10 protein-coding genes and 1 pseudogene are annotated in these 14844 nt (G+C 29.7%); 10 read left to right on the top strand and 1 reads right to left on the bottom strand.

Annotation, left to right across the window (positions count from 1 at the left end):
• The 9 genes and pseudogenes from ACLVEP_RS02540 (at position 1) to ACLVEP_RS02500 (ending at position 13687) form a co-directional block, all read left to right on the top strand.
• Positions 1-3228, top strand: coding sequence for an FtsX-like permease family protein (locus ACLVEP_RS02540; RefSeq protein WP_412582614.1), 3228 nt, complete (start codon positions 1-3; stop codon positions 3226-3228).
• A gap of 191 nt (positions 3229-3419) precedes the next feature.
• Positions 3420-4928, top strand: a complete 1509-nt coding sequence (locus ACLVEP_RS02535; RefSeq protein WP_412582612.1) for an immunoglobulin-like domain-containing protein — start codon at positions 3420-3422, stop codon at positions 4926-4928.
• A gap of 160 nt (positions 4929-5088) precedes the next feature.
• Positions 5089-5487 (top strand): annotated as a pseudogene (gene tnpA / locus ACLVEP_RS02530) (IS200/IS605 family transposase).
• 9 nt (positions 5488-5496) lie between these two features.
• A complete protein-coding gene (locus ACLVEP_RS02525) occupies positions 5497-6579 on the top strand; it encodes an RNA-guided endonuclease InsQ/TnpB family protein (RefSeq protein ID WP_412582611.1) in 1083 nt (360 codons plus the stop codon).
• A 355-nt stretch (positions 6580-6934) separates the two neighbouring features.
• The gene (locus ACLVEP_RS02520; RefSeq protein ID WP_412582609.1) at positions 6935-7780 is read left to right on the top strand and encodes a MurR/RpiR family transcriptional regulator; all 846 of its coding nucleotides are present in this window, start codon (positions 6935-6937) and stop codon (positions 7778-7780) included.
• Positions 7777-9180 carry a 6-phospho-beta-glucosidase gene (locus ACLVEP_RS02515; protein WP_412582607.1) on the top strand — a complete coding sequence of 468 codons (1404 nt, stop codon included), beginning with the start codon at positions 7777-7779 and terminating at the stop codon, positions 9178-9180. Before ACLVEP_RS02520 ends, ACLVEP_RS02515 begins: the two co-directional genes overlap by 4 nt.
• Positions 9181-9192: 12 nt before the next feature.
• Complete coding sequence (locus ACLVEP_RS02510) at positions 9193-10482, top strand: PTS sugar transporter subunit IIC (RefSeq protein WP_412582605.1); 1290 nt, start codon at positions 9193-9195, stop codon at positions 10480-10482.
• 249 nt (positions 10483-10731) lie between these two features.
• On the top strand, positions 10732-12147 hold the full coding sequence (locus ACLVEP_RS02505; RefSeq protein WP_412582603.1) for an NlpC/P60 family protein: 1416 nt from the start codon (positions 10732-10734) through the stop codon (positions 12145-12147).
• 70 nt (positions 12148-12217) lie between these two features.
• A complete protein-coding gene (locus tag ACLVEP_RS02500) occupies positions 12218-13687 on the top strand; it encodes an NAD(P)H-hydrate dehydratase (protein ID WP_412582601.1) in 1470 nt (489 codons plus the stop codon).
• Positions 13688-13742: 55 nt separating this feature from the next.
• Here the strand turns inward: ACLVEP_RS02500 and pgeF are convergent, their stop codons facing one another.
• Positions 13743-14489, bottom strand: a complete 747-nt coding sequence (pgeF, locus tag ACLVEP_RS02495) for a peptidoglycan editing factor PgeF (RefSeq protein WP_412582599.1) — start codon at positions 14487-14489, stop codon at positions 13743-13745.
• Positions 14490-14558: 69 nt separating this feature from the next.
• On the opposite strand from pgeF, the gene ACLVEP_RS02490 reads away from it, so the two are divergent.
• Positions 14559-14837, top strand: a complete 279-nt coding sequence (locus ACLVEP_RS02490; RefSeq protein WP_412582598.1) for a hypothetical protein — start codon at positions 14559-14561, stop codon at positions 14835-14837.
• The last annotated feature ends 7 nt before the right edge of the window (positions 14838-14844 follow it).

Here is a 14844-nt window from a genome sequence, read left to right as displayed (position 1 = left end):
ATGAAAAGAAATGCTTATGTTAAAAATCAAGTAAGAATTATTAAAAAAACAAAAGCACGATTTTTATCTATTTTTTGTATTGTTTTTTTAGGAGCTTCATTTTTTGCAGGACTTCGACAAAGTCCTTTGATTATGAAAGAATCAATGCACGATTATTTACAAACATATAAATGGAATGATTTGGATTATATTGCAACATATGGTTTTGATGAATCAGTTGTTAAAAAGATTGAAAAAGTAAAAGAAGTAGAAGCTGTTGATTATGGTTTTCGTTTTGATGTTTTAATGTCATATGATGAAAAAGCAAATATTGGGATGACAGTTTATAGTGATGATGATTTTACAAAGGGTGTGGATCTACCTGAATTATTAAAGGGGAGATATCCTCAAAAAGATAATGAATGTTTGATGGATTATCAGTATATAAAAAAATCATCTTTGAAATTAAATGATCAAGTTACTTTGGAAAATGACTATAATAAAAAAACGTATAAGATTGTAGGAATTGTTAATGATAGTCGTTATATGAGTAATTTAGAAAGAGGAACAAATAGTTTAGGTGATGGAAATAATAGTGGTTTTATTCTTGTTTTAAATCAAGGAAATGAGCATATGGCTGTTCCTGATGAATTGTTTGATTTACATAATCAAAAGACTTTTTATAATGATTTGCGTATTCATTTAAAAAATGAAGATCATTTATATGAGTTTGATGATGATTATGATGAGTATGTAAAACCAATTAATAAAAAAATCAAGGCTATTTTAAAAGACTATAATCTTGATTTCTATAATCAAACAAAAGAAGATGCTTTAAATAAAATAGCTGATGGTGAAAAAGAGTATCAAGATGGTTTGAAACAATATCAAGAAGGAATGAATGCTTATCAAGATGGTATGAATCAATATCTTGATGGTAAAAAGCAATATGATCAAGGATATCTTCAATATCAACAAGGTTTAAAAGAATATCAAAGTGGTTTAAAACAATATCAAACAGGTTTAAGTCAATACCAAACAGGGTATCAAAAATACCAAGAAGGGCTTAAACAATATCAAGCAGGCTATCAGACTTATTTGGATTATGTAGAAAAAGTTGATCAGTATGATGCTTCTATACAAGCTGTTGAAACTGCGTTAAGTCAATTTGGTGGTTATGAACAAGCTAAAAATATTCCAAGTGATTCACCTTATTATCAACAAGTACAAACTTTGATTGCAAGCTATGATCAATTAAAACAAAATGAATCACAAATCAATACTTTAAAAACACAATTACCTGTTATTAAACAAGAACTTGATCAAAATAAAACGATTTTAGATCAAACAAATGTTCAACTTGTACAAAGCAAACAACAATTAGATGCTTCAAATCAAAAAATAAAGGCTTCTAAAGCACTTTTAGATCAAACAGGAATCAAACTTGCTGATTCTAAAAAACAATTAGAAGAAGCTAAAAATACTTTAGATAGCAACTTACCACAATTAGAAGAAGCTAAAGTAAAATTAGATCAAGCACAAAGTGATTTAAATAAAGCTAAACAACAAGTAGCTGATTTACAAAAAGGAAAAATCATTACCTTAACTAAAAATGAAAGTGCAGCGATATTAAGTTATAGTGGAAACTGTGATTCAATCTCTGCTTTATCAATTCTATTCCCAGTGCTCTTTTTCTTAGTGGCAGCTCTTGTTTCAATGACAACAATGACAAGAATGGTTGAAGAACTAAGAGTACAAAATGGAACATTAAGAGCATTAGGTTATAAGAAAAAAGATGTAATTATGCAATATCTAATTTATGCTTTTCTAGCAACTTTCTTTGCTAGTAGTATTGGAATTGTTTTTGGAACATATTTTTTCCCAAGTATTATTTACTATTTATATCGTATTATGATGTTTGATATAGGAGCACCAACACGTATTATTTTTGAACTAGCAACATGTATGCAAACATATATCATTTCAGTAGTTATTATTTTATTTGTTACTTTTATGGTATGTTATAAGGAATTACAGGCTGTTCCAGCACAAATTTTAAGACCTAAAGCTCCTAAGTTAGGAAAAAGAATATTACTTGAAAGAATTACTTTTATTTGGAAAAGATTATCATTTAATCAAAAGGTTACAATGAGAAATATCTTTAGATATAAAAAGAGATTCTTTATGTCTGTTATTGGAATAGCAGGTTGTACAGCATTAATTGTTGTTGGTTTTGGTATTAAATACTCTGTTTCTCCACTAGCAAGTGAACAATATGGCAATATGTGGATTTATGATGGCGTTGTTAATTATCAAGATGATTTAACTCCAACAACTAAAAAACAAGCACAAGATGATTTTAAAGCGCAATCTCAAGTGAAATCGACAATGGGTATTTATAATAAAACGATTACGATTGATCAACAAATGGCGACAGTTGAAATTCCAAGTGAAACAAAAAGTTTTGATCAATATATTCATATGAGTGATTATCAAACAGGAAAAACTTTAAAACTTAAAGATGATGGTGTTTATATTAATGCAAAACTTGCTGAAATATTAGATTTAAAAGTTGGCGATCAACTTACATTATCATTAGATAATAAAGATTATAAAGTAAAAATTGCGGGTATTTATAAGCTCTATTTTAGACATTATATTTATATGTCTCCAAAATACTATGAAAATTTAACTAAAGAAGAAGTTCATTATAATAGCCAATATTTTAAATTAAATAAAAAAGCAAGTGAAAAGAAACTTACAAATTATTGTGATCATCATGAAAATATAACTTCTATTCAATATGTCAGTGGTATTTCAGAAGGATTCTATAGTCAAATGGAAAGTTTAGATAGTGTTGTCTTTATTTTAATTGTTTGTGCAGGATCATTAGCGTTTATTGTTTTATATAACCTTACAAATATTAATATTCAAGAAAGAAAAAGTGAAATTGCGACGATTAAAGTTTTAGGATTTTATCCAAAAGAAGTTTATGATTATGTTTTTAGAGAAAATATTATTTTAGCTTTTATTGGTTCAATCGTGGGACTTGGATTAGGTAAAATTATTCATGCTTATTTAATAAGAACGGTTGAAGTAGATATGGCAATGTTTATTAGAACGGTTAATATAAGATGCTATGTGATTGCAATTGTTTTAACAATGGCCTTTACTTTCTTGATTAATCTTTATATGAGAAGAGTTCTTAAAAAGATAGATATGGTAGAGTCTTTAAAGAGCATAGAGTAATCATAAAAATTATTTAGGATAACGTAAAATTAAGAAATTTTTTAAAGAAAATTAAAAAAAGTTTAATTTCTTAAATCCCTTGCTATGGTTGACATTCAAGGGATTTATCCCTTGTATAGACAGGGGTAAGGGTGGATTTTATGTTGATTTTACGTTATAATACATATGTATTTGTTGAAAGGAGGAGACGAATGGAGAGAAATATTAAGGAAAGAGTTAGTCAATATGTAGATGAATACAAAGTCAAAGAGAAGTTAACTCAATTTTTCCAAGAAAAAATTGTCAATAGAAAAGCGATGTTTATACCTATTACAGGTGTTGCAACATTTATGTTAGTAGGATACGCTGCTGCTGATACAAAAGCACCAGAAATCACATCTGATCAAATTGAAATCCCTTATGGAGAAAAATTTGATGTTGATACTGTAGATGTAACTGACAATCGTGATAGCAGAGATGACATTCAAGTAAATGCTGATCTTGCATCATTAAATGTTGAACAATTAGGAGATTATAAGGTTACTGTAACAGCTACTGATTCATTTAATAATGAAACAACAAAAGAAGTTACAGTAAAAGTAGTGGATCAAGAAGGTCCAAAATTTGAAACGTTAGGTTCAAATGAAGGTTATGTAGTTGAAGTTCCTGTTAATGGAAGTAATGATTTGTCAAGTTATGTAAAAGCAACTGATAATGTAGATGGTGATGTAACACCATTTATGGAAGCTGATAAAACTTTAGATACTTCTAAGTTAGGAACACAAACAATTACTTTAAAAGCAACAGATGTTTCAGGAAATGAAACAGAAAAAACAATTGATTTTGCTGTAACAGATAGTAGTGCTCCTGTTATTACTTTAAAAAATGGAGCAAATGTTACATTAAATTATGGATCAAATTTCAATTTATCTGATTATGTAGATGTTACTGATAACTTTGATGGTGCTATTCAACCTCAAGTAGAAGGAAACGTTGATAATCATAAAGATGATGGTGTTCAAACTTTAACAATTAAAGCAAAAGATTCATCTGGTAATGAATCAACAGCTCAATTGAATGTTACTGTAAAAGATACAGAAGCACCAAAAATTTCTTTATCAAAATCAGAAGTTTCTGTAAATGCAGGGACAAGTTTAGATTTATCTAAATACTTATCAAGTGCAACTGATAACAAAGATGGAGATGTAAAAGGAAAAGTATCAATTCCTTCTGTAAATACTTCAAAAGCTGGTACTTATACAGCTACTTATACAGTAAGTGATGCTGCTGGAAATCAAGGTAGTGCATCGTTATCTGTAAAAGTAAATGCAGTGCGTTCATCATCTAAAAAAGGTTCTGTAGCAACTGGTTCTACTTCTAGACCAAATTATTATGGAACATCAGTTATTGGTGCTGCTTATTCAAGACTTGGTTGCCCATACGTATGGGGTGCTGAAGGACCAAATACATTTGACTGCTCTGGTCTAGTAAAATGGTGTTATGCTAAGGCTGGTAAATCTTTACCACATTCATCAAGTGCGATGAGATCTTGCGGTACTGTTATCAGTGTTTCAAGTGCACAACCTGGAGATATCTTATGGAGACCAGGACATGTTGCCATTTATATCGGTGGAAATCAATACATTCATGCTCCACGTACAGGAGATGTAGTAAAAGTTTCATCTGGTGTAAGTAGCTTTACATGTGCAATTAGACCTTAATATTAAAAGTCGTGGAAAGATCACGGCTTTTTTTTGTGACTTAAAAAAATATTACCAAATGTTGCCGTAAAGCTCCCAGCTTCAGCTGTGGAGATATAAGGCAACTTTTTTAAGATTTTATTAATAAATCATATCGGCAGATAACTTTTGATAGTATAATATATCCATAAAATACAAATCAAATAATAATGTGATTTATTTCTGCAAATATCATGTTGTATTCTGTCCAAAATATTGACGTCCCGTTCTTGTAGACGGTGTGGATGATTGCTTAAAGGAGCTGATTAAACAAACCTGTGATCAATTGAATGTCGAAATCATTGAAATGGAAATCATGCCAGATCATGTACATTTGCTTATGGAAGTAGATCCACAATATGGTATTCACAAAGCAGTTAAAAGAATCAAGGGCTATTCTTCCAGGGTGTTGAGACAGGAGTTTCCCTGGTTAAGATCAAGGATCCCGACGCTATGGACCAATAGCTATTTTGTATCTACAGTAGGTGGTGCACCACATTCTGTAATCAAGCAGTATATTGAAGATCAAAAAAATGTTTAGGTGATATCTATGCAATTAACAGAAACAGTCAAGCTTTATCCAAACAAATATCAAACAGAATTGATCAAGGAAACGATGTCAGAATATATTTCTACAGTCAATCATCTTGTTTTTGATGCGGTCAATGGAAGATCTATTACAAAAATAACAACGGCAGATGTAAAGGTGAATCTTCCAAGTGCCTTATGTAATCAGTGTATCCGAGATGCCAAATTCATCATAAGAAAATACAATAAGGCATTAGGAAATTCAGATACTAAAGTAAAACTTCCTGTTTTGAAAAAAATGTGTTGTTATATCAATAATCAAAATTTTAGAATCAATGATGACAGTATTGGCTTTCCAGTAATAATCAATGGAAAGTCAAAACGTATATCAGTCAAAACAAAAATATCAGAAAGACAGAAATCAATTTTTTCATCCAGCAAATTAGGAACGATGCGCATTGTTGTAAAAGGACATGATCTAGTAGCACAGATCGTCTATGATGCAAAAGAAGATGCTGCTTCTTCAAATAATAATGTCATGGGTGTTGATCTTGGAATCAAATGTCCTGCTGTAAGCTACTGTCCGGATGGAAGTGTCAAGTTTTATGGAAATGGTAGAAAAAACAAATATATAAGAAGACACTACAATAATCTTCGAAAAAGATTTCAGAAAGCTAAGAAGCCAAAGGCAGTTGTTAAAATCAACAACAAAGAACAACGTATCATGAAAGATATAGATCATAAGCTAAGTCGTGAAATCGTAAATACAGCAAAAGCTCATGACGTATCAGTAATCAAATTAGAGCGACTTCAAAACATACGCTCTACGACAAGAACAAGTCGAAAAAACAATCATAGCCTGCATATATGGTCATTTTATAGACTAGCACAGTTTATAGAATACAAAGCAAAACTGGCAGGCATAGAAGTTGAGTATGTAGATCCAGCATATACAAGTCAGATCTGCCCAATATGTGGAAGTGTTCATCATGCAAATGACAGAAGATATACGTGCAGATGTGGATTTCATACGCATAGGGATCTGTTGGGAGCCATAAACATATGCAACTCAACTGAGTATATTGGTAACAGATATACTGCCTAGAGAACTATAGGTTCTGCTCTAGGAAGGGTAATGGCATACCCCTATCTTGCACTGCGAGCTATCAGAAATGAACTGGTCAGCCAACAATGTTGGCAGGTAGCAAGAATCCCCTGTCTTTAGACATGGGGAGTGTCAAAAAACAAAAGGTTGTTATTAAATTCCATAGCAACTTTTTTTTTGATAATTTTTTTCAATTTTTATTAAGAATAATTGTAAAATTGAAATCTTTTTTCTATTAGATTGTAAATGCTTACAGAAGATTGACTTGCTTGTTGCTGTTAATTATGATGAAAATGTCTTCTAGATAAGAAGATAATTAATGAGTATCTTTTAACCGGTGAAAAGAGGAAACATGATGATTATTGATAAAATAAAAGTATTGGAACATTTAACAATTCAAGAAAAGTATTTAGTGGATTATATATTAAATAATCCAGAAGATATTTTAAAAAAGAATATTAATGAACTAGCAAAATTAAGTTATACCAGTAGTGCAACGATTTCTAGATTGTGTAAGAAATTAGGTTTTAATGGATATAAAGAGTTTAAATATCAATATGCTGCTGAATATTCTCATTTACTTGAATTGAAAAATGATTTTGAAATTGAACCTTTTTCAAGTGAGAGTTCAATTGATGATGCTTTAAATAAAATCGAACTTTTACATAAAAGAGCGATAGAATATACAAAAAGTTTATTAAATAGACAAGTTATAGAAAGAATTTATCAACTTATTAAAAATGCAAAATATATTGAAATTTATGGAACAGGTATTAATTTTTCTTTAGCAGAAATATATAGCTTGAATTTTGAAGAAGAAGGGGTTATTTCTAAAGCGTATAACAGTTTAAATCCAATGCATTTTCAATACTTAAAGCAAAGAAAACCAAATGATACAGTTTGTATTTATTTGACGCATACAGGTCAAAATAAGGAAATGTTAAAAATAGCAAAAGATATTCGCAAATCTCATGCTAAATCAATTGTAATTTGTGATCATAAAAAAAGAGAAATTTGTAAATATTGTGATGAGACAATTGTAATTATGACCACTCAAAATACAATTGAATTATCTAATGCTGTTTATATTGCTTCTTTACAGTATGTTTTTAATATATTTACTTCATTAAAATTGATAAGTAATTATTCTTATTTAGAAGAAACAACAAAAGCAGTTGATAAATTTAAAATGGGAGAATGATTATGAATAAAAACTTTCTATGGGGTGGTGCTGTTGCTGCTAATCAATATGAAGGTGGCTATCAAGAAGGACATAAAGGATTAAGTGTAACCGATGTTATGTCTGCTGGTGATGTCAATCACCCTCGAGAAATTTCTTATGAAATATTAGATGATAAATATTATCCTAATCATTATGGAATTGATTTTTATCATCATTATAAAGAAGATATTAAATTATTTGCTGAAATGGGTTTTAAATGTTTTCGTTTAAGTATTTCATGGCCACGTATTTATCCTCATGGTGATGAATTAGAACCTAATGAAGAAGGGTTAGAATATTATGATCGTATTTTTAATGAATGTTTAAAATATGGAATAGAACCTGTTGTTACTTTATCTCATTTTGAAATGCCTCTTTATTTAGCAAAAAAATATGGTGGTTGGAGAAATAGACAATTAATTACATTCTTTGAAAGATATGCGATTACATGTTTTAAAAGATATAGCAATAAAGTCAAATATTGGATGACATTTAATGAAATTAATAATCTTATAGATACTGATAATCCTTTTAATGCTTGGACAGGAGCAGGAGTTTTATATAAAGATAATGAAAATGTTGAACAAACAATGTATCAAATATCTCATTATCAGTTCGTCGCAAGTGCTAGAGCAGTTCAAAGAGCTAAAGAAATCAACTCCTCTATGCAAGTGGGTTGCATGTTACATTTTGGTCCAATTTATCCTTCTTCTTGCAACCCACAAGATATTCTTGCAGGCATTAAAGCAATGGATAAGAGATATTTCTTTAGTGATGTTCATGTAAGGGGATATTATCCAGCCTATACTTTAAAAAAGTGGGAAAGGGATCATATTCAATTAGATATAACTGATGAAGATTTAAAAGATCTAAAACAAGGTACAGTGGATTATATAGGGTTTAGTTATTATAAATCAACGATTGCTGAATATGATAAAACACAAGACTTTATCGAAGTACAAAATCCATTGTTAAAGAAAAGTGATTGGGGTTGGGCTATTGATCCTACAGGATTAAGAATTATTTTAAATGAAGTTTATGAAAGATATCAAAAACCAATGTTTATTGTTGAAAATGGTTTTGGAGCTTATGATAAATTAGAAAATGGAATCATTAATGATGATTATCGTATTGATTACTTAAGAAATCATATTTTAGAAATGAAAAAAGCAATTGAGTTAGATGGTGTAGAAGTCATAGGGTATACCCCTTGGTCAGCAATTGATATTGTAAGTGCTTCTACAGGTGAACTGGCAAAAAGATATGGCTTTATCTATGTTGATTTAGATGATCAAGCTAATGGTAGTGGAAGAAGATATCGAAAAGCTTCTTTTGAATGGTATAAAAAAGTTATTTCATCAAATGGTGAAATTTTATAGGAGATAAATAATATGAACAAATTTATAAATGAAACGTTAGTTATTTATATATCGAAGTTTACAAATACAAAAGTTATAAAGGCTTTAAAGGATGGAATGATGTTTTCTTTACCGTTTTTAATGATAGGATCGTTGTTCCTGTTGATTGCTAACCTACCAATTGAAGCAGTAAGTAAAGTAATTAGTGAAAGTGGAATAGGAGATGTATGTTCTCAAGTATATTCTTCTACATTTTCATTAATGGCCTTCTTTACAGTAATAGGAATTACTTATTCTTATTTGAAGAATGATCAAGTAACAACTGCAATAAATGGTGCTTTAACTGGTTTAGCAGCTTTTATTTTATTAACTCCTTCTTCTAAAGTGTTAGATAGTGGGGAATCAGTTACAGGAATTATTTCTAAAGATTGGACTGCTGGTCAAGGAATGATTTGTGCTATTTTAATTGGTTTTTTAGTTGGGTATATTTATTCTTTATGTGTAAAAAAAGATATTAGTATAAAAATGCCAAAGGGTGTTCCTAGTGGTGTTGCAGATTCATTTTCGTCATTATTACCAACTGGAATTATTATTACTATTTGTGCAATTATTTATGCTGTATGTCACTTTGTATTTAATACAACATTTGCGGAACTTATTTATTCAGTAATTCAAATTCCTTTACAAGGAATTACTGATTCGTTCTTTGGGGTTGTTATTATGACAATTGTTATGTCTTTATTGTGGTGGACAGGTGTCCATGGTGGTTCTATCTGTGGAGGAATTCTTTCACCAATTTTACAAGCAAATATGGCAGCTAATCAAAAAATTATAGATTCAGGATTACCTCTTACAATTCAAAATGGTGGACATATTTTTACACAACAATTTTGGGATAATTTCTTATGTATGTCTGGTGCAGGAATTGTAATTGGTTTAGTAATTTATATTACATTTTTTGCTAAATCAAAGTCATTACGTAGTTTAGGTAAATTATCCATTGTACCTAATATCTTTAACATTAATGAACCAATTATTTTTGGGACACCAATTGTACTTAATATATATTTATTGATTCCATTTGTTCTTGTTCCTTTAATTATAGGTATAAGCAGTTATTTATTAATGTATATGGGAATTTTACCATTATTTAGTGGGGTTATGGTTCCTTGGACAACACCTCCAATTATATCAGGACTTTTGATTGGTGGATGGCGTGTTGCATTATGGCAATTTGTGATGATTATTATATCTTTTGTTATCTATTTACCATTTATTAAAAAAATAGATACTTTAGAAGTAAGTAAAGAAAATCAAAAGTAGATGATAAGAAAGGTAAATACTTTAAAAATATTATTATAAAAGTTTAGACCTTAATATTAAAAAGTCGTGGAAAAATCACGGCTTTTTTCATACTTTAAAAGAATATAATTTTAATAATGAAATAAACTATTTATTGATTGCTTGGGTATAATAAAATTGAAAAAAGATTGATAAATTCTACAAATTTGCATTTTTAAATGATATGTGGTATGATTATAGACGGTTAAAAAAATTCAAAAGGAGAACATTATGAAAACAGACATACAGACCAAGCTCAAAACATTGTTTGATGAGAAAATTAAAAACAGAAAAGCAATGTTTATTCCAATCGCTGGGGTAGCTGCATTTATGTTAGTAGGTTACGCTGGTGTGGATCATGAAAAGCCTGAAATTGTGTCAAACCGTATTGAAATTCCTTATGGTGAAAAGTTTGATACTGATGCAATTGATATTGTAGATAATCATGATGATAGAAGTGAGCTGCTAGTAGAAGTTGATGATGATTCCTTAGATGTTAAACAATTAGGAACATATCAAGTTGAAGTGCGTGCAACAGATCAGTTTAATAATACTGATGTTAAAACAATTCAAGTAGATGTTGTTGATGAAGAAGCGCCAAAAATTAAAACATTAGGTGCAAGTGATGGATATTATATTGAAGTACCTGTTTATGGTAGCCAAGATTTATCTTCTTATCTTAAAGCTGTAGATAATGTAGATGGTGATGTAACTCCATTTATGGAAAGCGATAAACAATTAGATACTTCTAAACAAGGAACACAAACAATTAATGTTTCAGTAAGTGATAATAGTGGTAATACAACTGAAGAATCATTTAAATTCTTTATTGCTGATATGCAAGCACCAGAAATCACTTTAAAATCAGGTAATGATATTACAGTTGATTATGGTAGTGAATTTAAATGGCAAGATTATGTATCAATTAGTGATAACTTAGATACAAATATTGAACCTAAGATAGAAGGTACAATTGATACAAAACAATTAAATCAACAAAAAGAGATCAAATTAACAGCAACAGATGGTGCAGGTAATTCATCAAAAGTTGTCTTAAATGCAACTGTTAAAGATATTACTGGACCAAATATCGTTTTATCAACAAATAAGATTTCTGTTGATAAAGGAAGCAATGTTGATTTAAAATCTTATATCACATCTGCTGTAGATAATTTAGATGGTGATATGAAAGACAAAATTACATTTAATGCTGTTGATACTTCTACAACAGGATTAAAAACAGTTACATATACTGGTGTAGATTCAACAGGAAATAAATCAGAAGTTCAATTACAAGTAGAAGTAACATTCTCTGGTGAAAGAATTGTTAGTACAGGTCTTTCTAAAAGAGGATGCCCATATGTATGGGGATCAACTGGACCAAATTCATTTGACTGTTCAGGATTTACACAATGGGTATATAGACAAAATGGTATTTCTATTCCAAGAACATCATCTGAACAAAGAGCTGCTGCTAAAAAAGTAGTAAGTTTATCTGAACTTCAAGTTGGAGATATTTTATGGCGTTCAGGGCATGTAGGAATTTATATTGGAAATGGACAATATGTTCATGCTCCACATACAGGAGATGTTGTTAAAGTTTCTTCTGGTGTAGGTAAATTTACATGTGGACTTAGATATCAATAAAAGGTTTCGGTTTGAAACCTTTTTTTTTGCCTTTTAAAAAGATATAATGTATCTAAAGAGGGTGATTTTTTTGTATATAGCAACAAGTAGTCAGTTAAAAAGATATGATCAAGCTTTATTAGATTATGGATATTCGATTGAACAATTAGTAGATAAAGCGAGTGATTGTTTATTCAAACATTTTGATAAATATCAACGTATTATGATTGTTTGTGGACCAGGAAATAATGGTGCAGATGGTATTTCATTAGGAATTAAATTACATCAAGAAGGTAAAAAAGTCTTACTTTGTTTAACAGGAAGAGAAGAAAAGCTTAGTCAAGCAAATAGATATTATCTTGATCAAGCACAATCTTTATCGATAGAGTGTTTATTTGTAAGTGAAGAGACACTTGAAGAATTTCAAGAAAGTGTTCCACATTTTGATGTGGTAGTTGATGCATTATTTGGCTTTGGACTTAATAGTGATTTAAGAGGAATTGTTAAGTATGTTGTTGATCTTATTAATAATATTGAAATAGATATTATTGCAATCGATATTCCTACAGGATTAAATCCTGATACAGGAAAACCGTATAATAGCTGTATTTGTGCTTATCAAACAATAACTTTAACAGCTTACAAACTTGCTTTTTTAAATCCAGAAAGTGAAATGTATACAGGAAAAGTAATTTTAGAATTGTTGGATGCTAAATCATTTCATGAAGAAATGTTATTTTCTCAACCGATTGATTTTAAATGGGCAAAATATCATATAAAAGAACGATTATACGATGGACATAAGGGAACCTATGGGAGAATTATGCATGTAACAGGATGTTATCATTATCGAGGAGCTGCACTTTTAGCAGCTAAAGCAGCTGTTTATGCTGGAAGTGGATTGGTTACGGTTTGGTCTAATGAAAAAGTAATTGATTCTTTAAGTTTATTTTGTCCAGAGGCAACATCATGTCAAAGACATTATTTTGATGAACATTTATTACAAGGAAAAGATGCAATTCTTATAGGAAGTGGACTTGGTTTAAATGAAGATAGTGAACGCTTTGTATGTGAACTTTTAAGCCACGTACATGTACCAGTTGTTATTGATGGTGATGCATTAACCATTCTTGCAAAGCATCCAGAATTATTAGAAAATCATCATTCGCCATGGATTTTAACACCACATCATGGTGAATTTAAAAGATTTGTGAATTTTAATCAAACAAGTGAAATGGTGGATCAAGCTAATACATTTGCAAAAAAATATCATGTTACCTTAGTTCTAAAAGGTCCACATACACTTATTAGTGATGGAAATGAAACATATCGCATTATGTCAGGGAATAAAGGAATGTCATCTGCAGGTATGGGAGATACACTTGCTGGTATTATCAGTAGTTTTTTAGGACAAGGTTATTTACCAAAAGATGCGGCTATATTAGGAACTTATTTACATGGTTTATGTGGAGATGAAGTTTATAAAGAAAACTATACGGTTGTTGCTTCAAATGTGATTGACCAAATTCCACAAATGATGAAAAAGCTTAAACAAGATTAATTAAAAAATAATAAAAAGATATAGAAAAGTATAGGCGATATGAAATTCATACCGCCTATTTTCTTTTAATGATGGTTACATTTCTTTGGCCATCGTGATTAACACGATGTGAAAAGAATAAATCATTATTTTCATTTGTACAATAAGAAGAAACTTGAATATTTTCTTCTAAAACTCCTAAATTTAATAATTGTTGCTTATTTAATCCTTTATTATCTAATAAATAATGAGTTTCATCTGTTTTTTGATAAAAAGGTGAAGTATCAAAGTTCATTTTCTTAACTTGATTAATGACATCATCTTGTACTTCTAAGTGTTTTTTAGAAAGACAAGGACCAATTAAGCAATACATTTCTTGTGGGTTACAATTTTCTTTTTCAATAAGATAACGAATTGTGTGATCAACAATTTGTCTGACTGTACCAAGCCATCCAGAATGGATAGCGCAAACGATTTTTTGATCTTTGCAATAGACTAAAATTGGTGTGCAATCAGCGTGAAATGAAAGTAAGAATAAATCTTTATCTTTCGTATAAGTTGCATCTACCTCATAGAGATCATTTGTTTGTTTTAACATATTGGTACCACCATCTTTCATTAAAAAGACTTGTTTTAAATTAGTAGAATGTGTTTGTCTAGGGGCTACCATATGTTCTAAATCTGTGTTTAGTAATGAAGCAAGTTCTTGTCTATTTTCTAATACCTTTAAATAATGAGGATTATTTAAAGAAATATCACCTAATTCTCTAGTTGTTGTATATGCTTCTACATCTTCATGTAAATTCCATTTTATTAATTTCATTTGTTTCTCCTTTACAAAAGTCCAATTCTTTTTAATATATAACCATACCTTATATTAGGAGGTGTTATTATGAGTTGTAATTGTCAACAAAATACATGTTGTAATGGACAATATGGAAACTTTGATAATAACGGTTATGCAAATTATTTTAATTCAAATATAGGAAATGGTTTTACTCCACAACCAATTGTCGCTCCTAAAAAAGTATGTACAACATTTCAAAATCAATATGTAGAACAACCTATTATTTGTCCAATTGAATGTCGTCGCGTTAATAACATTGTTTATGTTCCACGTTATTACCCTCGATATGAACAAACATGTTATACACAAACAAATCGTTATTAAAAATAGA

This window comes from Faecalibacillus sp. (assembly GCF_047023275.1).
GTDB lineage: Bacteria > Bacillota_I > Bacilli_A > Erysipelotrichales > Coprobacillaceae > Faecalibacillus.
The sequence above is the reverse complement of the archived record's forward strand: the minus strand, read 5'-3'. Positions and strand labels throughout refer to the sequence as shown.